The organism is Arthrobacter sp. zg-Y1116 (genome assembly GCF_024385485.1).
Classification (GTDB): domain Bacteria; phylum Actinomycetota; class Actinomycetes; order Actinomycetales; family Micrococcaceae; genus Arthrobacter_B.
In genome coordinates this window covers 1,333,713-1,356,414 of the sequence record NZ_JANFLR010000001.1, presented here as the reverse complement: position 1 = coordinate 1,356,414, position 22,702 = coordinate 1,333,713, and the positions used below count along the sequence as shown (strand labels likewise).

The window sequence follows — 22,702 nt, the reverse complement described above, 5'->3', positions numbered from 1 at the left end:
CTGTCCACCTTTCGAGCGGCTTTCCAGCGTAGGCGTGTGCACCCGGATACCGGGAGGCCCGGCCCCGCAAGGCCATCCCGGCAGGGCCAGAAAGGAACCGCAGGCGCCAGAACGGCGGCCCCCGGAAAACCGGGGAACCGCCGTCGTTGTGGTGAAGCCGAGGAGCCTACAGGCTCTCGATAGCTGCCTTGGCCTGCGGATCGGAATCGTCCAGGAACTTGCGGATCCGGTCCACTTCCTCGGTCTCCCCGATGGCCGCAGCCGCGCGGCCCAGCGCGTACAGCGAGCGCAGGAAACCGCGGTTGGGCACGTGCGACCACGGGATGGGGCCGACGCCGCGCCAGCCGGCACGGCGCAGGGAATCCAGCCCGCGGTGGTACCCCACCCGGGCGTAGGCGTAGGACTCGATGTTCCGGCCCTCCTCGAACGCCTCATCCGCGAGCGCGGCCCACACCTGCGAGGAAGTGGGGAACTGCGCTGCGAGGTCCACCGGTTCGTCACCGGCATCCATGCGGGCGACGACGTCGGTCTCCTCGGGGAGATAGGTGGCGTCGGGGCCGAGCAGGTTCTTGCGGAATTCGTCTGACATTAGAGTGCCTTGCCTGCCGATCCAAGATTCTGTGCTGCTTCCACCACGCGGGCGGCCATGCCCTTTTCGGCGGCTGCACCCCAGACGCGCGGATCGTACTGCTTCTTGTTGCCCACTTCGCCGTCCACCTTCAGCACGCCGTCGTAATTGCGCAGCATGTGGTCCGCCACCGGGCGGGTGTAGGCGTACTGGGTGTCGGTGTCGATGTTCATCTTGACGACGCCGTAGGAGACGGCGTCGGCGATCTCCTGGGCGGAGGAACCCGAGCCGCCGTGGAAGACCAGGTCGAACGGCCGGTCCTTGCCGATGGAGCCGCCCACCGCGTCCTGGATTTCCTTGAGGATTTCCGGACGCAGCTTCACGCCGCCGGGCTTGTACACGCCGTGGACGTTGCCGAAGGTCAGGGCAGTGATGTAGCGGCCCTTGCTGCCGTCGCCGAGGGCTTCGATGGTGGCCATGCCGTCCTGGACCGTGGTGTAGAGCTTGTCGTTGATGGCGTTCTCCACGCCGTCTTCTTCACCGCCGACGGTGCCGATCTCCACCTCGAGGATGATCTTGGCGGCCGCCGTGCGGGCCAGCAGTTCCTGGGCGATGCGCAGGTTGTCTTCAAGGGTCTCGGCCGAGCCGTCCCACATGTGCGAGTTGAAGATCGGGTCCTCGCCGCGCTTCACGGCAGCTTCGGAGGCGGCCAGCAGCGGCAGGACAAAGTCATCCAGCTTGTCCTTGGGGCAGTGGTCGGTGTGCAGCGCAATGTTCACGTTGTAGCTCTTGGCTACTTCCTTGGCGTAGGCAGCGAACGCGAGGGAACCGGCGACCATGTTCTTCACCGAGGCGCCGGACCAATAGGCCGCACCGCCGGTGGATACCTGCACAATGCCGTCCGAACCTGCTTCGGCGAAACCTGCGAGCGCGGCGTTGAGGGTCTGCGAGGAGGTGACGTTGACTGCCGGATACGCGAAGCCCCCTGCCTTGGCTCGGTCGATCATCTCGGCATAAATCTCCGGGGTTGCAATAGGCATGCTGACTCCAAGGTCGATACGGCAGGGCCTTCAGCCCTCGTTGGCTCCTTACATCCTAGCCACAAGTGTCCCTGCGGCATCAGGTACCGGCGCCGGATTACGACGCCGGTTTCCGGGGTGCGCTGCTAGCCCACCTTCTGGCCGAACACATGCCGGCGGATCCAGCCATGCATCGCGATGGCGGCGGCGGAGCCGGCGTTGATGGAACGGGTGGAGCCGAACTGGGCAATCGACAGGGTGGCGTCCGCTGCGGCGTGGACTTCCGGGCTCAGCCCGGGCCCCTCCTGGCCGAAGACCAGCACGCAGTTTTCCGGGAGTTCGTAGGTTTCCAGCGGCACCGAGTCCGGGAAGTTGTCGATTCCAATGATGTGCAGGCCTTCGCTGCGGGCCCACTGCACAAAGTCCTCAACGGTGGGGTGGTTGCGGATGTGCTGGTAGCGGTCGGTGACCATGGCACCGCGGCGGTTCCACCGGCGTCGTCCGATGATGTGCACTTCCTTCGCCATAAAGGCGTTGGCCGTGCGCACCACTGTGCCGATGTTGAAATCGTGCTGCCAGTTCTCGATGGCCACGTGGAACGGATGCCGCCGGGTGTCCAGGTCCGCCACGATCGCGTCATGCTTCCAGTAACGGTATTCGTCCACCACGTTGCGTGCGTCCCCGTTGGCCAGCAGTTCAGGATCCCAGTGATCCCCTTCCGGCAGCGGCCCCTCCCAGGGACCCACACCCACCTGGTGCAACGGTGCGGCGGCTTCATCTACGGTGTCATTGCTGACTTCTTCGGGGCTGTCTATCACCCTTCCAGCCTAAGGTGAAAGACTGGCAACGCCCGCTTCCGGCGCCTCCGGGACAGGTTCCAAGGCCGTGCGGCGCGCTGTAAGGCGAGGCAGTAATGCAGTATGCGAGAAATGGGAGACCGTGGGCGAAAACGAGAACATTGAATGCTGGCTGACGGACATGGACGGGGTCCTGGTTCACGAAAACCACCCCATCCCCGGTGCCGCTGAGCTGATTGAGCGCTGGGTCTCCACCTCCAAGCGGTTCCTGGTGCTGACCAACAACTCCATCTACACCCCGCGGGACCTTGCCGCACGCCTGCGTGCCTCGGGGCTGGAGGTGCCGGAAGAAAACCTCTGGACCTCCGCGCTGGCCACGGCAGAGTTCCTCAAGGACCAGGTGAAGAACTCCGGCACTCCGGGGCGCTGCTTCGTGGTGGGCGAGGCCGGACTGACGACGGCGCTGCACGAGGCAGGCATGATCCTCACCGACACCACTCCGGACTATGTGGTGCTGGGCGAGACCCGCACCTATTCCTTTGGCACCATCACGAAGGCGATCCGGCTCATCCTGGACGGCGCCCGTTTCATTGCCACCAACCCGGACGTCACGGGTCCTTCGCAGGAGGGACCGCTCCCGGCCACCGGCGCCATCGCCGCACTGATCACGGCGGCCACCAAGATGGAGCCCTACATTGTCGGCAAGCCGAACCCGATGATGTTCCGGTCCGCGATGCGCAAGATCGACGCCCACTCCGAAACCACGGCCATGATCGGCGACCGGATGGATACCGATATCGTGGCAGGCATCGAGGCGGGACTGCACACGGTGCTGGTGCTCAGCGGCATCACCCAGCGCGAGGACATCAACCGGTATCCGTTCCGGCCCACGCAGATCATGAACTCCGTCGCGGACCTGATCAACACCATCTGAGGACTCCCGGAACCTGGCCGGGCGGGGTTATTCCTCCGCCCGGAGACCTCCCGAGGGTCCTGGCGGGTCGAAGAGCCGCAGCACTTCCAGCACTATGTCCTCATAGACCGCGGGGTTCCACTGCGGGCTGGCGTGGGCCGGACGGGCTCCTTCGGTGACCAGCGAGCTGGTCAGCAGGTTCTCCGGGAACGCTGCCTCCCAGCCGGCCCGGGCCGTGCCGTAGTCCACCGTTTGGTCCTCCGGGTTTCCGATGAATGCCAGCTTCGTCCCGCCCAGCGATCCCGAAAACCGGGGAGCCGTGAAGTGGTAGATGTAGGAGGCCTGGGACTGGATGAGCCGGCTGGACGGGGCCAGCGGCGAAAGCTGTTCCAGGGTTTGTTCCGCGACCGTCCGCCAGGACCGTTCATTCCTGTGCAGCATGCGCTCCCCCAGTTCGTAACCGCCGCGCAGCCCGGTGGTGATCCGGTAGCCGTTGTCGTACAGGAACACCGCTCCCTTGAACATGGCCTGGTCGCGGACGGCATTCCGGCCCGACGGGCTGGAGTCCAGGACGATCAGGTCGACGGCGACGCCCCGGCTGGCCAGCCTGGCGGCCACCTGCACCGCCAGCATCCCGCCGAAGCTGTGCCCGTAGAAGTAGACACGCGTCAGCGAGTGTTCCCGGATGGATGCATGCACCGCCTCCAGGATTGCCGGGACCTTCAAACCCCTGTTGGAATACCCGATCCCGGCGAGCTGTCCCCGCGTGGCCAGGGCCGGGCGCAGGGAGCGCAGGAGCCAACCGGTTTCCTCCCAGCTGGTCTTGTAGCCGGGGAACAGGAACCACATGGCATGCGGAAACCGGCGTTCGGCGTCGTCGTCGGGCACGCGCAGGATTTCCAGCTCTTCACGGTAGTGCTGGACGCGGTCGGTGACCACAAGATCGGTGCTGAGCACAATCCCCGCCAGCGAACCGGCCAGGAAGCGGCGCCGGGATACCCGGTGCAGGTCTGCCGTGGTCCGAAGGAGTTCCCTCGAATCGGGAGGTGCCGGTTCCATCGAACCGGTGCCGCGGCGGTTGCTGCGGCTATCCGAGGCCGAGCTCATCCTTGCCGAACGCAAACAGATAGGGAACGCCGGCCTCGGCCTCGATGCGTTCCTTCGCTCCGGTGTCCCGGTCCACGATCACTGCCACGGCCACCACGTTGCCTCCGGCGTTGCGCACGCCCTCGACGGCGGTCAGCGCCGACCCGCCGGTAGTGGACGTGTCTTCCAGGACCACCACGTTTCGGCCGGCGACGTCGGGGCCTTCCACCTGGCGGCCCATGCCGTAGGACTTCTGTGCCTTGCGGACAACAAAGGCGTCCACGGCGCGGCCGGCTCGGGTGGCCGCATGCATAACGGCGGTGCCCACCGGGTCCGCGCCCATGGTCAGTCCGCCGGCGTTGGTGAACTCAATGCCCGCGCTGTCCAGCAGTTCCAGCATCACGTCACCGACCAGCACCGACGCTTCGTGCTGCAGCGTGACGCGGCGCAGGTCAATGTAGTAATCCGCCTCGGCGCCGGAGGAAAGCACCACTTTGCCGCGCACCACCGCCAGTTCCATGATCAGTTCGAGCAGCCGGGCGCGGGACGGGGCGATTGCGGGCGAAGTCATGGCTCAATCCTAGCTACGGGCACCGGCAGGACAGGGCTTTGGTCCCTTATGCGAATGTGGCGCCGGTCGATTCGGACAACCCGGGCCTGCGGCGGCGCAACTCGCGCGGCCTTTCCCGGGCACGGCGGGACCGTCGGATATAGGCTGTGATCCATGCGGAAACTACAAGCGGAAATCATTGCCGAACTGGGAGTTCAGCCCACCATTGATGCGGCCGCGGAAATCCGCCGCCGGGTGGACTTCCTCAAGGACTATCTGCACGCCTCACACTCCAAGGGGTACGTCCTGGGCATCAGCGGCGGCGTGGATTCCACGCTTGCGGGCAAGCTTGCCCAGCTGGCCGTGGACGAGCTGAAAGCCGAGGGCACCGACGCGGAGTTCATTGCCCTCCGACTGCCCTATCGGGTCCAGCATGACGAAGCGGACGCCCAGGCAGCGCTCGGGTTCATCGCGCCGTCCAAGTCCCTGGTCTACAACGTGGGACCGGCAGTGGACGGCTTCGAAGACGAATACGTGAAGATGACCGGCGAGAAAATCACCGACTTCAACAAGGGCAACATCAAGGCACGGGTACGCATGACCGCGCAGTACGCAGTGGCCGGCCAGCACAACCTGCTGGTGATCGGCACCGACCACGCCGCCGAGTCCGTCACGGGTTTCTTCACGAAGTTCGGCGACGGCGGCGCGGATCTCCTGCCCCTTTCCGGCCTGGACAAGCGCCAGAACCGGGCCCTGCTGGCCGAGCTGGGCGCCCCGGAAACGCTCATCGCCAAGGCGCCCACCGCGGATCTGCTGGATGACAAGCCCGGCCAGACCGACGAAACCGAATTGGGCCTGAGCTACGACACCATCGACGGCTATCTGGAAGGCGGGGACACGCCTGCCGAAGACGCCGAAAAGATCGAGGCACGCTTTGTGATGACCCGGCACAAACGCACCGTACCGGTCACCGTTTCCGACACCTGGTGGAAATAGCGTCAACTTCCGTGGCGTGCACCCTTCTAAGCGGGCGGTCCGTCCATACCGCCCGCTTACCCCGTGTGGCGCGGGGCGCAGTGTGGAGCCGGACGGGATTCGGTAACGTAGCAGTGTGAAGATAGCTACCTGGAACGTGAACTCCATCCGCGCCCGAGCCGACCGCATTGAGGCCTGGCTGCAGCGCTCCGACGTCGACGTCCTTGCCATTCAGGAAACCAAGGCGAAGGACGACAACTTCCCCTGGGAGCTGTTCGAAAAGAACGGTTACGAGGTGGCGCACTTCGGGCTGAGCCAGTGGAACGGTGTGGCCATCGCGTCCCGCGTGGGGCTCGACGACGTCGAACGCACCTTCCCGGACCAGCCGATGTTCGGCAAGACCGAAGAAACCACCGTGGCCGAGGCCCGCGCCATAGGTGCCACCTGCGGCGGCGTGCGGGTGTGGAGCCTGTACGTACCCAACGGCCGGGCCGTGGATGATCCGCACATGCCCTACAAGCTGCAATGGCTCAAGACGCTCAAGGACCACGCGGCGGAGTGGATCACCAAGGATCCGTCCCTGGAACTGGCCCTGATGGGTGACTGGAACATTGCCCCGGAAGATGACGATGTCTGGGACATCGACTGGTTCCGCGCCCAGAATGCCACGCACGTCACCGAACCCGAGCGGCAGGCCTTCAACGAGTTCCTTGACGCCGGGTTCACCGACGTCGTCCGGCCCTTCCATCCCGGCCCCGGCGTCTACACCTACTGGGACTACACCCAGCTGCGGTTCCCCAAGCGCCAGGGTATGCGCATCGATTTCGTCCTGGGCTCCCCGGCCCTGGCCAAGCGCGTGACCGGTGCCGTGATCGACCGGGAAGAACGCAAGGGCAAGGGCGCTTCGGACCACGCACCCGTGATTGTGGAACTGGACTAGCCGTGGCGCGGCATCCGCAGCAGTCGCTGTACCGCACCTTCCCGTTTGTCTCCTACCTCCGCGTCTACGAACCGCTGGACGCCTTTGATGACAGCCAGCAGCTGGCAATCATGGAGCAGCGCGCCCGCGGACGCCACGAAACCGAGGTCCTGGAACGCACCGACGCCGTCCGCCGGCTGGTCCGGGTGGTCTCGGACCCCTTCCCCCACAACGCCACGGACCTGGTCCGGGTGCTGCATTATCCGGCGCAGGAAGGGGTCACCAACCGGTTGTACTGCCCCAACCAGCTGGCCGTGCGCACTTCCCTGGCGGCGGAGTCCCTGGGCGAGTCCATCCGCGGCCCCCTGGTGGACGTGCTGGTCCCTGAAGTGGCCCGCGAGGCCCACGCGGCGCGGCTGGATCCGGATTCCTTTGCCGACTCGCTGGCGAAGCTCCACACCCGCTCCGCCACCTGGGGCGTGCCCTTCGGCTGGTTTGTCCTGCTGCACGAGGAGGACCACACCGAGGTGGTGGAGGATGACGGGCATGTCCAGACCGTCCGGCTCTCCGCGCCGGTGCTGCAGTGCATTGACCGGGCGCGTGCAGCCTCGGCAGCCTTGGCCATAGCCGCTCCGGAACTTGACCTGCTGGACGAGCTGGCCGAACTGACAGCCTGGCTGGAAGTCTTTGATCCGGACGCCGTGCTGGAGCTGGACTACGGCCCGGTGGCGGACCTCGTCTTCCCGGACGACTCCCCCTCCGATGTGCGGCTGGGGATCGAGTCCCTGGCCGACGGCGATATGACCGGCGCTGCCGCCGCGTACCGCCGGCTGGCGTCGCGGTGGATCCCCATCCGGCAGTTGGCCCGGGCCTCCTAGGCAGTCCTAGCGGACCCGGTCCTCCCGGCCGAAGCGCAGCCGGCGGCCGGCCTCCAGGCTCAGCAGCACCGGGGTCTGGTGTCCGAGGACGGTGTCCAGGGTTTCCACCAGCGCGGTGGCGTCGGCGGCAATCAGGTGCGGAGCGGCCCCCTGCCGCGGGGTAATCCGCACCCGCAGGGCGCTGCGCCCCTTCACGGAGTACGTGCTGACGGCGGAGGCGGCAACATCGGGGTTGTCCTGCAGGGCGGTGCGCAGGGCCTGCTCGGCCACGGTTCCGCTGATCGCGACCCGGCCGGGGGCGCCGTCGTCGTCGTACTCGGAGACAAGTGTTCCCGTCCGGCCGCCACCCTGGCCGGCCATCCACACCGCCATGAGCACGATGCCCAGGAAGCTAAGCACGGCAAGTGCGACCCAGATCCAGCTGCCGCCGCCCCCGGGCAGTGCCGTGGCGGAGAGCGCTGAGTCGATGGCCTGTCCGGCGTCGGCTGCAAACCTGTGCCAGACCTGCGCCGCGGCAGGCCAGACGGAAATAAGCACCAGCCCTCCGCCGATGCACATCAGCACGAACCCAAGAAGCCCAAGCAGGAAACGGTTCAGCGCGCGAGGTGTGGCGTTCACTGTCCAATCACCCCGGTTTCGGCAACCCGTACGCGGACCGCCGGCTGCGGGTCCAGCTTGGTCAGCAGCAACTCGTCCTCCACTGCGCCCCGCACCGCCTCGGCATCCACGGGAGTGCCCGACGTCGGGCGGATCTGCACCTCCACCAGTGTCCTTCCCACCGTTACGAGCACCTGCTGTGGCGTGACGTCAGCACGCATCCGGGCGCACCGGGCCAGCGATGCGGCCAGGACTTCGCCGTCCACAACGACGGCGGCACGCGGGTTGGGCAGCGCATAGCGGGCGCGGCGTCCGGGCAGCACGGCCGGCAGGAAGAACAGCAGGCCGGCAAGGAAAATCAGTGCACCGGATAATCCGAGGATCACCGGGTCCGTACCCGCGGGAAGATCCGCCAGCCACCGCCCGAAGGTAGGCGGATCGATCAGCCACGCCTCCTGGCCCAGCGCCTGGAGCACGGATTCCAGCAGCACATACGCGAAAAAGAGAATGCCAAGGACGGCCGCAAAGGACGACGCGGCGGTGCGGGCCGAATGGGTTTCCCGTCGAAGGATTCTGTTGGTTACGTCCAGGTCCGCCTGCTTCACTGCACCCGCCTTCCTTCCACCGGCAGCGCGCCGGTGATGCGGATGTCGACCCGGGAAAGCCGGGACCCGGTAAGGTCAGCCACCCGTCGGAGCAAAACAGGTTTGGCGGCGTGCGCCCGCTCCCAGACCGTCCCGCCGGCGCGCTGCAGCATGGCGGGCGTGAGGACCTGCAGCGGCGGCAGCGCAATGGGCAGGGATACCGAGAGCGCGAGCAGCCCGCGGTCATCGGTCCACTGCACGCGCACCTGCTGTGCCGGCACGCCGAAGTATTCGGCCGCGGCCGCCTTGGCGGTGCTGGTCAGCGCCTGGGTGCTGATCCGGTTATGCCCGGCCAGCACCGACCCGGTCTCCATCGCCGGCGGCGCGGTCATCCCGGCGGCGCTCACGAAGAGGAGCGGCGGCCGGTCAGCGCATCGGAAACGCTGCGGAAGTCGATCTTTCCTTCCGCAGCGCGGCCCAGCAGCGCTCCGACTGCAATGAACAGGGCGGTCAGCAGAAAGCCCCAAAAATCGAATATCAGTGCGGCGAAAGCCAGTACGGCCCCGATTGCCATTCCCACGACTGTTGGTTTCATTTCCCCTGCCTTAATACCTGCTCCACATAACCCGGTGCGTCCTGCGAGGAACGTGCTTTGAAGCCTATACCGCTTTCGCGCCGCCGACCTGTGCGGAACCGGTTGGCTCGGTGGGAAGCTGCACGTCCGAAATTTCCACGTTAACCTCCACCACGCGAAGGCCCACGAGTTTTTCCACGGCACCGTAGACCGCGGCACGGACATTGTTCGCAACTACCGTCAGGGCATTGCCGTAGACGGCGGTCAAACTGATATCGACGGCGACTTCGCGTTCGCCGACCTCCACGTGCACACCGGAGGTGGCGTTTGAGCCGCCGACGGCGTCGCGCACCGCACCGAGCGCCCGCCCCGAACTGTTGCCGAGGGTGAAGACGCCGGGAACCGCCCGGGCGGCAATTGCGGCAACCTTGGCCACCGCCTGCTCGCTGATGGAGTTCCGGCCGCCGATCACGGCGGCATCGCCGGTGCCCGTTACGGCGTGCGCCGGGCCTGCCGGTGCGGGGGCGGTTGGTGCCGCAGTGACGGGAGCGTTCGCTGATGTGTTCCGGGGCTCATCCATGGGATCAGCGTATCCCGGGAGCGGGACGTTTTGCAGGGCGCAGCAGCAGCCGCTGATCCGCGCCGGGGGGCCGGAGGGCCGCCTCCGCGGGGCAAAAAGAAAAACCCCGTCCTGTCTCCTGCGAGACAGCTACGGGGTTTTAGCTGGTGGCTCCGACCGGCGTCGATCCGGTGACCTTTCGATTTTCAGTCGAACGCTCTACCAACTGAGCTACAGAGCCTGGCATCATCAACCGATGATCACCGAGATCTTCCAAATCGCTTCAGAAAATCTGAGCGACCCTGACGGGACTTGAACCCGCGACCTCCGCCGTGACAGGGCGGCGCGCTAACCAGCTGCGCTACAGGGCCTTGCATTTCACGAGTGTAAACTCTACCAGATTCTCACCGGCTCATTTACCACTCCTGAGTACCCCCAACGGGATTCGAACCCGTGCCGCCGCCGTGAAAGGGCGGTGTCCTAGGCCGCTAGACGATGGGGGCCAACAGAACACACATGGAATGAAGCGGCTGGTGAACCAGTCGTTTCGCTCCGTTGTGGACTCTAAAACTATAGGGCTTATTTCCGGAATATCCAAAACGCTTCCGGTGAGGCCTGCGCCACTACAGTGGAGGGGTGCCAATCGAGATGAACCCGGACGAGTTCGACGCCTGTGTGGAAGCAGCCCTCGACTCCATTCCGGCGGACCTGTCCCGCGCCATGAACAACGTGGCGGTCTTCATCGAGGACGAGTATGAGCCGGGTCCGCACGAAGATCCGGACACGGAACTGCTGGGGGTCTATGAAGGGACCCCGCTGACCGAGCGGGATTCCTGGTGGGATGCGGGTTCCCTGCCGGACCGGATTGTGGTGTTCCGCGGACCCTTGCTGCGGATGTGCGACAGCCGGGAGGAAGTGGTGGACGAGGTCCGCATCACGGTCATCCACGAGGTGGCCCATCACTTCGGCATCAACGACGAACGGCTGCACGAACTGGGCTGGGGCTAGCCTTTAACCATGAGTGAACATCACGGGCACAGCCACGGGCTGGGCACAGTCACCGCTACCGGAAAGCACCGGCGGCGCCTCCTGATCGTTTTCCTCATCACCATCTCGGTGGTCCTGATCCAGGTTGCCGGTGCCCTGCTTTCCGGATCCCTGGCCCTGCTTGCCGACGCCGGCCACATGCTCTCCGACGCGGCCGGGGTTTCCATTGCGTTGTTCGCGGCATGGATTGCCGCCCGCCCGGCCACATCGCGGCGGACCTACGGCTACCAGCGGGCCGAAGTACTGGCCGCCCTGGCCAATGCCGTGCTGCTGATTGTGATTGCCGTAGTGATCTTCGTCGAGGCGGTCCGCCGCCTCGGCAGCGAGACCGACGTCGACACCGGGCTGATGCTGCCCTTCGCCGTCGTGGGCGGCCTGGCGAACCTCATTTCCCTGCTGGTGCTGCACGCCGGCCGCAAGGAATCCCTGAATGTGCGCGGCGCCTACCTGGAGGTGCTGGGGGACCTGCTGGGCTCGGCCGCCGTGGTGGTGTCCGCCGTCGTCATCATGACCACCGGCTATCAGCAGGCGGATACCTGGGCCTCCATCCTGATTGCCCTGATGATTGCCCCGCGGGCCTGGTCGCTGCTGCGGGAAGTGATCGACGTGCTCCTGGAAGCCACCCCGCAGGGCGTGGACGTGGGCATGATCCGCGACCACATTGTGTCGGTGGACGGGGTGTCGGACGCGCACGACATCCACATCTGGACCATCACCTCCGGGGTTCCGGTGTTCTCCGCACACGTGGTGCTGGAGGAGGAACACCTCACTCCGGACGGCCTGGACACCATCCTGGACCGGCTGACCAGATGCCTGAGCAGCCACTTCGACACCGAGCACTGCACCTTCCAGCTGGAGCCGGCCAGCCACGCCGTGCACGAAGGCCAGCAGCACGCCTGACCGCGTGCGGCCGGTTACTCGGCGATCATGGGGCCGAAGTTCGGCCGATCCAGCAGCCGGGGATCGTCATGGTCCGGCACCACCATCAGCGGCCCCTTTGCATGGTGCAGCACGCTCTGGCTGGTGGACCCCATCAGCATGCCGGCAAAGCCGCCGCGGCCGCGGGTGCCCAACACCAGGAGCTCGACCTTTGCGGTGCGTTCAATCAGGATCTCGCCCGGGGCCCCGTCCACCAGCTCAACGGTCATTTCCAGTCCGGGGAAGTGGCTCTGCAGCCAGTCCCGGCCGGCGTCGAGCTGTTCATGCAGCTCCGCATGCAGCGCCTCGATGTCCAGCGGGGCAGGCACCCAGGCCAGCGAGCCGGTGAACGGCGGCAACGCGCACAGAATACGCAGGGGCAGCCCCATGCTCTGCGCCTGTTCGGCCGCAACCAGTGATGCGGCACGGCCCTGTTCCGAACCGTCCACGCCGACGACGACGGCGCGGTGCACGGCGTCCGGATCCGGCGAGTTGGCCGGCGGCCGCACTCCCGAGTCGGGAAGCCGCCCGGCGGTCCGCAGCGGCACCACGACCGTGGGGCACTTCGCGTGTGCCGGGAGGGCGCTGGAGACCGAACCCAGCAGGCGCCCGACAAAACCGCCGCGGCCGCGTGATCCCACCACCATGAGGTCCGCGTCTTCGGAGAGCTCCAGCAGGACGGCGGCCGCATCTCCGGTCTCCACCCGCGGGATCACTTCCACCCCGTAGTGGCTGATCCGCTCCACGGCCTCGTCCAGCACCTGCCGGGCGCCGTCGCGGATCATTGCGTCATCAACAGTGGTGTAGCCGGCGTCCATGGAGGAAGCGGCGAAAATGGGCACGGTGTACGCCGTCACGACGTGCAGCGGACACTCCCGCCGCCGCGCCTCCCGGGCAGCCCAGAACAATGCGCAGATACTTTGGTCGGATCCATCCACACCGACGACGATGCCCGCAGGCCCGTCGGCACCGGCCCCTGCACCCCAGGTCGAATCAGTCATATGCCGCTCCCTCTGGTCCCCAACCGGCGTCATCCTCCGGCTGTCCTTGGCAGTAGCGTACCGCGCCGGGCAGCGGGCTACGCTACCGCAGCCGGGCAAGTGCCTATATGGTTCCGCCTCAGGACCGCAGCCTGTGGGGAGGTTCCAAAACCGTCGGAAGGAACGACTGCGTGGATTCTTTCCCGAACGCGCAAACCGGTTCCGCTGGGCAGAAGGAAACAGCGCACGAGGAAACGGCAACGGAGCTAACCGAGGCCGTGGTGATCGGCTGCGGACTCAGCGGGTTGGCAGTGGCCACCGAACTATGCCGGCAGGGGGTGGACTCGATAGTGGTCCACGGACCGGCGCCGGCTGCTGCCACCATCAGGGAGGCAGCGTCAGAGCCGGAGGTCTTCCCGGAACGGTTGGAACTGCTGCGCGTGCTGCACGCCTATGCTGCCAGCCACCGGCTGGACGTCCGGGAGGATTCCGCAGCGCAGGAAATGACCTTGGCTGCTTCCGCCGGCCTGCTTCCCTCGCCGGCGGCTGCCCCCGGCAAATGGGCCATCCGCACCGGCAGCAACCTGCTCCTGGCCGACTACGTGGTGCTCACCAGTTGCTCCAGATCGGATCTGCGGAAGCTGGCCCGGGCGCTGGGCGTGACCGCCGGACCGGAAGCAGTGGAGGCGTTGCGGGGAATCGGCGTGTACCTCGTCGGCGTGGGCGAGAACCTGCTGCCGTCCCTCCGCGGGCTCATGCGCCAAGCCAAGGCGGCCGGCGAGGCCATTGCGGACGCAGGGTCACCTGCCCCGCAAGGCCCTGCCCAGGGGTGAGCGTTAGTCCTCGCGCAGCCGCCGGCGCACAACCAGGGCAATCAGCACTGCCACGGCGAGAAGCACCACCGCTGCCGGTACGACCACCGACCACGGGGATCCGGCATCGGCGGACTGGTTCAGCACCGGGCTTTGGGTCGCTGCGGGCGGCAGGGGCGCAGCAGTAGACGGAGCGGCGGTGCCGGTGGCGGTTCCGGTGCCGCCACTGCCCGCCACCGTAAACCCGAATGTCCCCTCGATCGGGTGGGCATCCGAGGACACCACGCGCCACTGAACCGTGTAGCTTCCGGCGGGCGCTCCGGGGCGGAGCGGCTGGGTGGCGGTGTTGTCCAGGATCCGCACCTGGCCCTGGGCCCAGTCCGTTCCTTCCTCATCCAAAACCCGCACCTCGGAGCCGATGGCCGCCGGAACGTTTGAGAAGGTCAGCTCCACGGACTCCGGAGCCGTGTCCACCACTGCACCGTTGCCCGGAGTGCTGCCCGTGAGTTCATCGTGGGCAGCAGCAGGCGGGGCGGAGAGAAGCAGCCCCGCGCAGAGGGCCAGCAGGAAGGCAGCAGCCACAGCGGCGAAACCGGACTTGGAAAGGTAATTGCGCACAAGGTTCGTCACCGTTTCAGCCTAACCGCCAGTTCTTCGCGGCACTGCCGCGTGCCCGCGATAAGATCTAAATGCTGGATTCCCTCACCATCCCCACCACTGGTCAGTTCAGAGGACGCGTCATGCTCAAACAAGGTTCAAAGCTGGACCGTTACTTCGAAATCACCAAACGCGGTTCCTCCGTATCAGCCGAAATACGCGGCGGCTTGGCCACGTTTTTCGCCATGAGCTACATCGTGGTCCTTAACCCGCTGATTCTCGGCGGCGAGGACTCGATGGGCAACACCATGCCCGGCCCTGCAATTGCCGCGGGCACTGCCCTGGTGGCAGGCATCCTGACCCTGATTATGGGCATCTGGGCCAAGCACCCGTTCGCGATCGCCACGGGATTGGGCGTCAACGCCTTCGTAGCCGTGACTGTTGCCTCCAATGACGGATTGACCTGGCCGGATGTGATGGGCCTGGTAGTCATCGCGGGCCTGGCGATGGTGATCCTGGTGCTCACCGGATTCCGTACCGCCGTTTTCCGGGCAGTTCCGCCCAGCCTGAAAACCGCGATCGTGGTCGGCATCGGCCTGTTCGTAGCGCTGGTCGGCCTGGTCAACGCGGGCTTTGTCCGGCGCAATCCGGATGAGGCCGGCACTACTGTTCCGCTGGCCCTGGGCAACGGCGGCCAGTTGCTGGGGTGGCCCACGCTGGTGTTCGTGTTCGGCCTGCTGCTGACCATTGTGCTGATGTCCCGCAAGGTCCGGGGCGCAATCCTCATCGGCATCGTCGCCTCGACCGCTTTCGCCGTCATTGTCGAATGGTTGGCCGAACCGGGCAGCCAGGGTGCCGGAGTGGCTACCGGCTGGTCGCTGGTGACCCCGAGCATGCCGCAGTGGGCTGCTCCGGATCTCTCCCTGATCGGCGATGTCAGCCTCGTAGGGCCCTTCCAGACCCTGGGCGGAGTTGCCGCCTCGCTGCTGGTCTTCGTGATCCTGCTCAGCATCTTCTTCGACGCGATGGGCACCATGGTGGGCCTCGCCACCGAGGCCGGCAGCATCGACAAGGACGGCAACATCCCGCGCGTGGAGCGCGTCCTCCTGGTGGATGCCGCAGGTGCGGTGGCCGGCGGCGGTGCCGGTGTTTCCTCCAACCAGATTTTCGTGGAGTCCGGCGCCGGCATCGGTGAAGGTGCGCGCACCGGGCTCGCCTCCGTGGTGACCGGCCTGCTGTTCATCGTGGCCATGTTCCTGACTCCGCTGATCTACCTGGTGCCGTTCGAAGCCGTGGCCCCTGCCCTGGTGGTCGTGGGCTACCTGATGGTCTCCCAGGTGGGCAAGATCGACTGGAGCGACATCGGGTTGGCCCTGCCGTCCTTCCTCACCTTCACGCTGATGCCGTTCACGTACTCAATTGCTGACGGCCTGGGTGCCGGGTTCATCTCCTTCACCGTCATCCGCGTCTTCCAGGGCCGGGGCCGAGAGGTCCACCCCCTGATGTACGTGGTGGCAGCGGCATTCGCCCTGTTCTTCGGCATCGGCCCCATCAGGGAGCTGGCGGGGATCTAGGGAGCGATTCCACCCGGTACTGCCAAACACGAAGGGATCCGCGGCCGCGGATCCCTTCGTGTCTTAACCGGTTTCGGCACCGGCAACCGCATCAGCTATGCAGCAGGAAAACGCTCCCACACCCGGTGGTTCGCCAGGAGCGCGGTAACGCCGGAGGCAACCTCGGCGGCTCCGCCTACAACAACGCCGGGTGTTTCAGCGGGGATGCCGGCGGCCGCAAGGACCGAAGCGCCGTCCCCCCAGGCCCCGATGGCCTTGGCATGGCGGAAGGCTTCCGTCAGGAGCAGGGTGACCCTCGGGTCAAGGGAGGGGTGCCCGCCGGGATTGCCCGCCTTGGCATCCAAGCTGTCCACCGCATCCGGTGCCGCGGCACCCGAGGCCGCAACAACCACGGCATCGAATTCGGTGGAACGGGCCGTCAGGTAGGTCCGCTGGACAGTGATTTCAGCGCCCAGCTTGCCGCCGTGCGGTGCAATGACCAGCGGGACCATGCCCTCTGCATGGACAGCTGCCAGGACCTCGGAAACCGAGGCCAGGTCGGATGTTTCATCGGCGACAACACCGACCACCCGGCCCGCTACCGGCCAGGAGCCGCCGAGCTGGCTGAGGGCCGGGCTGGGGGCTGTGTCGGCAACGGCGAGGGCGGGAGCCGGGGCCGCCAGGCCCAGGCCGGCAGCCACGTCCTCGGCAAGGCGCTTGTCGATATTCGCAAGCGACTGGAGCTGGCGCAGCCGGATGTTCTCCTCATAGCACTTGCCCAGTTCAAACGTGTAGGCCTGAACCACATGGTCCTGCTCCACCGGCGTCAGGGAACGGAAGAACATCCGCGCCTGGCTGTAGTGGTCATCAAATGTCGCCGGATTCTCGCGCACCTTGCGGGCCGCGGGCACCTCGACAGGAACGTCGATGAAGGCACCCATGTCTGCTCCGGCCATGAACGGGCAGCCGCCGTCGAGGGAGTTGGGCTTATACGGCGCCACGCCGGAATGGTCCGCACTCTGGTGGAACCCGTCCCGGAGCATGTCGTTGACGGGTGCATGCGGGCGGTTGATGGGAATCTGGCTGAAGTTCGGGCCACCCAGCCGGGTCAGCTGGGTATCGATGTAGGAGAACAACCGGCCCTGCAGCAGCGGGTCATTGGTGACGTCGATGCCCGGCACCAGGTGTCCGGGGTGGAAGGCCACCTGTTCGGTTTCCGCGAAGTAATTCGTGGGGTTCGCGTTAAGCGTCATGGTGCCGATGACCTGGACGGGAGCCAGTTCCTCGGGGACGAGCTTCGTCGGGTCCAGCAGGTCGATGCCCTCGAACATTTCGTCTTCGGTGTCGGGGAAGACCTGGATGCCCAGGTCCCACTGCGGGAACGCGCCGGCTTCAATCGCATCTGCGAGGTCGCGCCGGTGGAAGTCCGGATCCATGCCGTTGATGATCTGCGCTTCTTCCCAGACCAGGGAGTGCACACCCTGCCGGGGCTTCCAGTGGAACTTCACCAGGGTGGTTTCGCCCTTGGCGTTGATCAGGCGGAAGGTGTGGACGCCGAAGCCCTCCATGGTGCGGTAGGACCGCGGGATGCCGCGGTCGGACATGTTCCACATGGTGTGATGCTGCGCTTCGGTGTGCAGCGAGACGAAGTCCCAGAAGGTGTCGTGGGCGCTCTGGGCCTGCGGAATTTCCCGGTCCGGGTGCGGCTTCCCGGCGTGGATCACGTCGGGGAACTTGATCGCATCCTGGATGAAGAACACCGGAATGTTGTTGCCGACCAGGTCATAGTTGCCCTCGGCGGTGTAGAACTTGGTGCTGAAACCGCGGGTGTCCCGGACCGTGTCCGCAGATCCGCGGGAGCCGAGCACGGTGGAGAAGCGCACAAAGACGGGGGTTTCCACGCCCTTGGCCAGGAAACCGGCCTGCGTGACTCCTTCGGCCGCGCCGTTGGCAGTAAACACGCCGTGGGCGGCAGCGCCGCGGGCGTGGACCACGCGCTCGGGAATGCGCTCGTGGTCGAAGTGGGTGATCTTTTCCCGCAGGTGGTGGTCCTGCAGAAGCACCGGGCCCCGGGGGCCGGCCTTCAGGGAGTGATCGGTGTCCCGCAACCGCGCACCCTGGGCAGTTGTGAGGAATTGTCCGCTCTGCGCGGTGGAGGCCTTCGGCGCCCCGGTGGCCACACCTGTGGCAGTCACGGTCTCCGGTCCATCCTGGTCCGGCTTGGGCGGCAGCGGTTCGCGCGGCTGCGTCGGTTCGGCCAGTTCCGGGGCCTGCGGCGCCGGGGCGCCCGGTACGGGCAGGTCGGGTTCGGATGTGCTCTTGCTGAACATGTAGCCTCCATCGTGGTTGGTCCAACCGCCGCCCGAAGGCCACGGTCATTCTCACCACCCTACTGAAGTAAGCATGCTGATTGTCAACGGAGCTGCCGGGCGGCCACCTTCGGCAGGTACTCCCCGTGGCGCTACCGGCGGGGGGCCGGGACCGGCTGTTCCGCGGGCACTTCCCGGACAGGATCGTCATGCAGTGGCCGGGAACCGGCCGCGAAGCTGCGCACTTTTGCGTCATCCCACAGGTGGGCCGGCACCGCTCCCCCCAGCAGGGTGCGGGGCAGGGACGGATCCTCCGCAAACGGGGTGTCGCTGCCGGCCAGGATGATATTGCCGTAACGACGGCCCTTCAGCATGGCCGGATCGGCTATCGCCGCGGTGTACTCAAACGCCGCACAGATGGTGGCGGCTTCGGCGCGGGCGCCGCGCAGGTCCGGGGTGTCACCGCAGTTCACCACGTAGACGCCGCCGGGAGCGAGCACCCGGGCCACGTGCGCGGTGAATTCCGCCGTCGTCAGCGGCACCGGTGTCTTGGCGCCGGCAAAGACATCGCGGATCACCAGGTCGCGGCTGTCCTCGTGCAGGGTCTCGGTGACTGCACGCGCCTCCCCCACCCGCAGCCGCAGCAGGGGTGCCCGGGGCAGGTCAAACCACCCGCGGACCAGCTCCGCCAGCCTGCCGTCCAGTTCCACGGCAACCTGCCGGGCACCGGGATAGACGGCGGCCAGGTACCGGGCCAGCGAACACGCCGCCGCTCCCAGGTGCAGGGCACGCAGCGAGGCGTCCGGACGCCAGCGGGATTCCACCAGGGCAACGATCCAGCGCATGTATTCGAAGTCCAGATGCCGCGGGTCGGCAAGGTCGATATGCGAACTGTGCACTCCGTTCACCATCAGGATCCAGCCGTCGGAACTGAAGGAGTCCGGAACCAGCTCGCACGTTCCCGTGTCGATCGGATAGGTGCCGGCCACCGGGCCGGTGCCGGCCACGGCGTCCACCGGATCCTTGCCGGGGCGCTTGCGCCCCATCAGTGCCTCACCATCCGGATTTCCACCATGCCGGTGCCGGCCCAGACCTGCGGCAGCTCCTTTGACGTTCCGTCTGCCACGAAGCCGTTGCGCCGGTAAAACGCCTGGGCACGCGCATTGTCCTCTAGCACCCAGACGTAAGCGGGTTCCTTGTCCACGGCCTGCTCCAGCAAGGCCTGCCCAACACCCTTTCCATACGCTTCGGCGAGGATGTAGATGGACCAAAGTTCCAGCGGAACGTCCGCGTCGCTGTCCCGTGCGGGACCGGCGGACGCGAAACCAAGGAGCCGGCCGTCTTCCGAGTGGGCCAGCCAGTTTCGAATAGCCGGCTCCATTGCCTGTTCGGCCAGGGCTGCCCGCCGGTGTTCGACGGCGGCGCTGCGGTCCGCTTCCCGGCGCCGGAACACCTCATCCCCCAGTACATGGGCGTAACTCTCCCGCCAGGACTGCAGATGGACGGACACGAAGTCCTCGGCGTCGCCGGGGAGGGCGCGCCGGATACTAAAGCTCATATCTCCAGCTTAAGTCGGCACCGGCTGCGTCCCTGACCGGGGAGCGTCACAGCACCACCGCCAGCGCAAACCCGTCCCACCCCTTGCTCCCCACTGTCTGGAGGGCCGTGGCGTCCAGCCGCGGATGCGAGCCCAGGATGTCCACGGCAGCGCGGGTGCCCTGCACCGCTTCGTCGCCCCCGGGGTCCAGGACAGTGCCGCCGCGAACCACGTTGTCCAGCACAATCACGCTCCCCGGCCGGGACAGTTTCACCGCCCACTCCAGGTAGGCGGGGTTGTTGACCTTGTCCGCGTCAATGAAAAACAGGTCGAACGGCTCCGCCTCGGCCAGATCCGGCAGGGTGTCCAGGGCTGCACCCACCCGAATGGTCACGCGGTCCATAAGCCCGGCCGCAGCCAGATTGGCGCGGGCCACCTCCGCATGGCGGGGTTCGTATTCACACGTGATGAGTTCGCCGTCGTCGGGCAGCGCCCGGGCGAGCCAGGCCGTGCTGAACCCGCCCAGGGTGCCGATCTCCAGGATCCGCCGGGCCCCCGAGATGCGGGCCAGCAGCATCAGGAACTTCCCCTGCGCGGCGGTTACCTCGATTGTCGGCAGCCCTGCGGCCCCGGTCGCAGCAACGATGGCCTTCAGTTGGTCATCCGGCCGCACCACGCGGCTGCTGAGGTACTCCTCGACCTGCTCCCACTGCGACATCCCCTGCTCCCGTTCCGCCGGTGCGTCCGGCCGCTGCGTGCCTAGGCGTGCCCGCTGTACTCGTCCAGGTCGCCGAGCGCCTTTTCCAGCCGTTCCACCTTGCCGGTCAATTCACCGGTGTGCCCCGGCCGGATATCCGCCTTGAGCACCAGCGACACCCGGCTGCCGTACTGGCCAACCGCTTCCGTGGCCCGGCGGATGACATCCATGACTTCGTCCCATTCGCCCTCAAGGGTGGTGAACATGGCGTCCGTGGAATTCGGCAGGCCGGATTCCCGGACGATTCGAACGGCGGCGGCCACGGCGTCGTGCACCGAGGCCGAAGGACCGGCGGCTGGGGTCTGCGGTCCGGTACCGGACGGAGCGACGGAAAAGGCTACAAGCATCTGCCCAGTGTGCCACTGCAGGCACCAAAAAACCCGCGCAGGCCGCCGGAGCAGCCTACGCGGGTTTGGAGGTTTCCCGGCGGACCGTTCGGCCCGCAGGGCTCAGACTGCCGTGTCCCGGCTTGCACCGGCGGCGGCCACGTCATGGAACTTCTCGTTGAGACGCGAATGCCGCTGCCCGTAGGCGAAGTACAGCAGGAAGCCGATGACCAGCCAGCCCGCGAAGTAGATCCAGGTCTCAACCGCCAGGTTGGTCATCAGGTACAGGCACAGCACCGCGGAAAGGACGGGGATCACCGGACCGAAGGGCACCCGGAAGGCCGGGCGCAGGTCCGGGCGCTTCTTCCGCAGCACCAGGATGCCCAGGCTGACCACCACGAACGCGGAGAGCGTGCCGATGTTGATCATTTCCTCGAGTACGTCCACCCGCGTGAACCCTGCCACCACGGCGACCAGGGCGCCGAGGATGATCTGCAGCCGGGCCGGTGTGGAGTGCTTGTCGCTGGTCCGGGAGAGCGAGCGGGGCAGCAGGCCGTCCCGGGACATCGCCAGCACCACGCGGGCCAGGCCCATCAGCAGCACCATGATCACCGTGGTCAGGCCAATCAGGGATCCGACGGCGATGACCGATGCCGCACCGGTGTTTCCCACGAGGGCAAAGGCCGTTGCGAGGTTGGGGTCTTCGGCTGCGGCCAGGTCGGTGTAGGGGACCATGCCGGTCAGGGCCAGGGAGACGCCGATGTAAAGCAGCGTGACCACGGCCAGGCCGGCGAAGATGCCCCGCGGAAGGGTCTTGCCCGGATCCTTGACCTCTTCGGCAGAGGTGGCCACGACGTCGAATCCGATGAAAGCGAAGAAAACGATGGCGGCACCGGCAAAGACACCGAACAATCCGTACTGCGCGGGGGCGGCACCGGTGAGGAAGGAGAACAGGGACTGCTGCAGGACCCCCGAGCTTCCATCAGTGGCGGTGGCGACCGGATCCGGAATAAACGGCGTGTAGTTCTCCGCCTTGATGTAGAAGAAACCGGCGACGATCACGAAGAGAACCACGCCCACCTTGATGATGGTGAAAACGTTGCTCACCTGGGCGGAAAGCTTGGTACCCATGACCAGCAGGAAGGTAAAGATTGCGACGATCAGGAACGGGCCCCAGGTCAGCGAAAGCACGCCCAGGTCCAGCGTGGCGGGTATGTCCCAGCCGATCAGCGCAAAGACCTCGCTGAGGTAGATGCCCCAGTACTTCGCGATCACTGCCGCTGCGGTGAACAGCTCCAGGATGAGGTTCCAGCCGATGATCCAGGCCACCAGCTCACCCATCGTGGCGTAGGTGAACACGTAGGCGGAGCCTGCCACCGGGATGGCCGTGGCGAACTCCGCGTAACACATGATGGCGAGCGCGCAGGTGATCGCCGCCAGCACGAACGAAAGGGTTACTGCCGGGCCGGAGAACTGCGCCGCAGCCCGGGCGCCTACCGAGAAGATGCCGGCGCCTACGGCCACCGCGACGCCCATGATCATGAGGTCCCAGGTGGTGAGTGAGCGCTTTAGCCGACGGCCGGGCTCGTCGGCATCCGCAAGGGAACTCTCGATGGGTTTTGTACGGAAGAGACTCACGTGGATCCTCGCCTTATCTGAGGGAAATCTAACCGATCAATCGTAGTCCGGGCGCCGTGCGGCTCTTATTTTAGTCTCACATGCTGAGACAAAGGATTCCAAAAAGCTGCGCTGCGGAACCGGCGCCGGGGCGCTGGCTGGCAAGTGCCGCTGCCTTTTGCGAGGATGGATATGACGTACGCCACTCGCTTGTCAGGGGCGGCTAACCC

Annotated in this window: 26 protein-coding genes and 3 tRNA genes; 8 read left to right on the top strand and 21 right to left on the bottom strand. The window is 66.4% G+C overall.

Annotated elements, in window-relative coordinates; all coding sequences use genetic code 11:
* Positions 1–166 precede the first annotated feature (166 nt).
* The 3 genes from NNX34_RS06485 to NNX34_RS06475 all read right to left on the bottom strand — a co-directional run bounded on the left by NNX34_RS06485 (position 167) and on the right by NNX34_RS06475 (position 2,402).
* Complete coding sequence (locus NNX34_RS06485; protein ID WP_255765647.1) at positions 167–589, bottom strand: DUF3151 domain-containing protein; 423 nt, start codon at positions 587–589, stop codon at positions 167–169.
* Entirely contained in the window at positions 589–1,608 is a 1,020-nt protein-coding gene (gene fbaA / locus NNX34_RS06480; RefSeq protein ID WP_227920761.1) for a class II fructose-bisphosphate aldolase, read from the bottom strand. Before fbaA ends, NNX34_RS06485 begins: the two co-directional genes overlap by 1 nt.
* 125 nt (positions 1,609–1,733) lie before the next feature.
* Positions 1,734–2,402: an RNA methyltransferase gene (locus tag NNX34_RS06475; RefSeq protein WP_255765755.1), complete on the bottom strand. Its 669-nt coding sequence runs from the start codon at positions 2,400–2,402 to the stop codon at positions 1,734–1,736.
* Between the two features lie 163 nt (positions 2,403–2,565).
* Between NNX34_RS06475 and NNX34_RS06470 the strand changes: the two genes are divergently transcribed.
* Positions 2,566–3,318 carry an HAD-IIA family hydrolase gene (locus NNX34_RS06470; RefSeq protein WP_255765754.1) on the top strand — a complete coding sequence of 251 codons (753 nt, stop codon included), beginning with the start codon at positions 2,566–2,568 and terminating at the stop codon, positions 3,316–3,318.
* Positions 3,319–3,345: 27 nt separating this feature from the next.
* Here the strand turns inward: NNX34_RS06470 and NNX34_RS06465 are convergent, their stop codons facing one another.
* On the bottom strand, positions 3,346–4,356 hold the full coding sequence (locus tag NNX34_RS06465; RefSeq protein WP_255765646.1) for an alpha/beta fold hydrolase: 1,011 nt from the start codon (positions 4,354–4,356) through the stop codon (positions 3,346–3,348).
* A gap of 28 nt (positions 4,357–4,384) precedes the next feature.
* Positions 4,385–4,954, bottom strand: coding sequence for an orotate phosphoribosyltransferase (pyrE, locus tag NNX34_RS06460; RefSeq protein ID WP_255765645.1), 570 nt, complete (start codon positions 4,952–4,954; stop codon positions 4,385–4,387).
* 153 nt (positions 4,955–5,107) lie between these two features.
* Here pyrE and nadE point away from each other — a divergent pair, with 153 nt between their 5' ends.
* From nadE to NNX34_RS06445, 3 genes are all read left to right on the top strand, one after another.
* Complete coding sequence (gene nadE / locus NNX34_RS06455; protein WP_255765644.1) at positions 5,108–5,929, top strand: ammonia-dependent NAD(+) synthetase; 822 nt, start codon at positions 5,108–5,110, stop codon at positions 5,927–5,929.
* Positions 5,930–6,044: 115 nt separating this feature from the next.
* Positions 6,045–6,848: an exodeoxyribonuclease III gene (locus tag NNX34_RS06450; protein WP_255765643.1), complete on the top strand. Its 804-nt coding sequence runs from the start codon at positions 6,045–6,047 to the stop codon at positions 6,846–6,848.
* Between the two features lie 2 nt (positions 6,849–6,850).
* The gene (locus NNX34_RS06445; protein WP_255765642.1) at positions 6,851–7,705 is read left to right on the top strand and encodes a hypothetical protein; all 855 of its coding nucleotides are present in this window, start codon (positions 6,851–6,853) and stop codon (positions 7,703–7,705) included.
* A 6-nt stretch (positions 7,706–7,711) separates the two neighbouring features.
* Here NNX34_RS06445 and NNX34_RS06440 read toward each other — a convergent pair whose 3' ends face one another.
* The 8 genes from NNX34_RS06440 to NNX34_RS06405 form a co-directional block, all read right to left on the bottom strand.
* The gene (locus NNX34_RS06440) at positions 7,712–8,323 is read right to left on the bottom strand and encodes a hypothetical protein (RefSeq protein ID WP_255765641.1); all 612 of its coding nucleotides are present in this window, start codon (positions 8,321–8,323) and stop codon (positions 7,712–7,714) included.
* Positions 8,320–8,907, bottom strand: coding sequence for a DUF6286 domain-containing protein (locus tag NNX34_RS06435; RefSeq protein WP_255765640.1), 588 nt, complete (start codon positions 8,905–8,907; stop codon positions 8,320–8,322). Before NNX34_RS06435 ends, NNX34_RS06440 begins: the two co-directional genes overlap by 4 nt.
* Complete coding sequence (locus NNX34_RS06430) at positions 8,904–9,278, bottom strand: hypothetical protein (protein WP_255765753.1); 375 nt, start codon at positions 9,276–9,278, stop codon at positions 8,904–8,906. Before NNX34_RS06430 ends, NNX34_RS06435 begins: the two co-directional genes overlap by 4 nt.
* An 11-nt stretch (positions 9,279–9,289) precedes the next feature.
* Positions 9,290–9,481, bottom strand: coding sequence for a DUF2273 domain-containing protein (locus NNX34_RS06425; RefSeq protein ID WP_230025100.1), 192 nt, complete (start codon positions 9,479–9,481; stop codon positions 9,290–9,292).
* A 64-nt stretch (positions 9,482–9,545) separates the two neighbouring features.
* The gene (locus tag NNX34_RS06420) at positions 9,546–10,040 is read right to left on the bottom strand and encodes an Asp23/Gls24 family envelope stress response protein (RefSeq protein WP_255765639.1); all 495 of its coding nucleotides are present in this window, start codon (positions 10,038–10,040) and stop codon (positions 9,546–9,548) included.
* 144 nt (positions 10,041–10,184) lie between these two features.
* Positions 10,185–10,260, bottom strand: a tRNA-Phe gene (locus NNX34_RS06415).
* A gap of 56 nt (positions 10,261–10,316) precedes the next feature.
* Positions 10,317–10,390 (bottom strand) — tRNA-Asp (locus tag NNX34_RS06410).
* A 59-nt stretch (positions 10,391–10,449) separates the two neighbouring features.
* Positions 10,450–10,522, bottom strand: a tRNA-Glu gene (locus tag NNX34_RS06405).
* 145 nt (positions 10,523–10,667) lie between these two features.
* Here NNX34_RS06405 and NNX34_RS06400 point away from each other — a divergent pair.
* Positions 10,668–11,027: a metallopeptidase family protein gene (locus tag NNX34_RS06400; RefSeq protein ID WP_227920973.1), complete on the top strand. Its 360-nt coding sequence runs from the start codon at positions 10,668–10,670 to the stop codon at positions 11,025–11,027.
* A gap of 9 nt (positions 11,028–11,036) precedes the next feature.
* Positions 11,037–11,966, top strand: coding sequence for a cation diffusion facilitator family transporter (locus NNX34_RS06395; RefSeq protein ID WP_255765638.1), 930 nt, complete (start codon positions 11,037–11,039; stop codon positions 11,964–11,966).
* A 14-nt stretch (positions 11,967–11,980) separates the two neighbouring features.
* On the opposite strand, the gene NNX34_RS06390 is transcribed toward NNX34_RS06395, so the two are convergent.
* Positions 11,981–12,985 (bottom strand): universal stress protein, encoded by a 1,005-nt coding sequence (locus tag NNX34_RS06390; protein ID WP_255765637.1) that lies wholly within the window; start codon positions 12,983–12,985, stop codon positions 11,981–11,983.
* Positions 12,986–13,155: 170 nt separating this feature from the next.
* Between NNX34_RS06390 and NNX34_RS06385 the strand changes: the two genes are divergently transcribed.
* Positions 13,156–13,797, top strand: a complete 642-nt coding sequence (locus NNX34_RS06385) for an FAD-binding protein (RefSeq protein ID WP_255765636.1) — start codon at positions 13,156–13,158, stop codon at positions 13,795–13,797.
* A 3-nt stretch (positions 13,798–13,800) separates the two neighbouring features.
* On the opposite strand, the gene NNX34_RS06380 is transcribed toward NNX34_RS06385, so the two are convergent.
* Positions 13,801–14,406 carry a copper resistance CopC family protein gene (locus tag NNX34_RS06380; RefSeq protein WP_255765635.1) on the bottom strand — a complete coding sequence of 202 codons (606 nt, stop codon included), beginning with the start codon at positions 14,404–14,406 and terminating at the stop codon, positions 13,801–13,803.
* Positions 14,407–14,516: 110 nt separating this feature from the next.
* On the opposite strand from NNX34_RS06380, the gene NNX34_RS06375 reads away from it, so the two are divergent.
* Complete coding sequence (locus NNX34_RS06375) at positions 14,517–15,947, top strand: NCS2 family permease (RefSeq protein ID WP_255765634.1); 1,431 nt, start codon at positions 14,517–14,519, stop codon at positions 15,945–15,947.
* 95 nt (positions 15,948–16,042) lie between these two features.
* Here the strand turns inward: NNX34_RS06375 and NNX34_RS06370 are convergent, their stop codons facing one another.
* The 6 genes from NNX34_RS06370 to NNX34_RS06345 form a co-directional block, all read right to left on the bottom strand.
* Entirely contained in the window at positions 16,043–18,256 is a 2,214-nt protein-coding gene (locus NNX34_RS06370) for a catalase (protein WP_255765633.1), read from the bottom strand.
* Between the two features lie 131 nt (positions 18,257–18,387).
* The gene (locus tag NNX34_RS06365) at positions 18,388–19,281 is read right to left on the bottom strand and encodes a spermidine synthase (protein ID WP_255765632.1); all 894 of its coding nucleotides are present in this window, start codon (positions 19,279–19,281) and stop codon (positions 18,388–18,390) included.
* Positions 19,281–19,793, bottom strand: a complete 513-nt coding sequence (locus NNX34_RS06360) for a GNAT family N-acetyltransferase (protein ID WP_255765631.1) — start codon at positions 19,791–19,793, stop codon at positions 19,281–19,283. Before NNX34_RS06360 ends, NNX34_RS06365 begins: the two co-directional genes overlap by 1 nt.
* A gap of 46 nt (positions 19,794–19,839) precedes the next feature.
* The gene (locus NNX34_RS06355; RefSeq protein WP_255765630.1) at positions 19,840–20,490 is read right to left on the bottom strand and encodes an O-methyltransferase; all 651 of its coding nucleotides are present in this window, start codon (positions 20,488–20,490) and stop codon (positions 19,840–19,842) included.
* 41 nt (positions 20,491–20,531) lie between these two features.
* Positions 20,532–20,876 (bottom strand): thiamine-binding protein, encoded by a 345-nt coding sequence (locus NNX34_RS06350; protein ID WP_255765629.1) that lies wholly within the window; start codon positions 20,874–20,876, stop codon positions 20,532–20,534.
* A 102-nt stretch (positions 20,877–20,978) separates the two neighbouring features.
* Positions 20,979–22,493 carry an amino acid permease gene (locus tag NNX34_RS06345; RefSeq protein ID WP_255765628.1) on the bottom strand — a complete coding sequence of 505 codons (1,515 nt, stop codon included), beginning with the start codon at positions 22,491–22,493 and terminating at the stop codon, positions 20,979–20,981.
* Between the last annotated feature and the right edge of the window lie 209 nt (positions 22,494–22,702).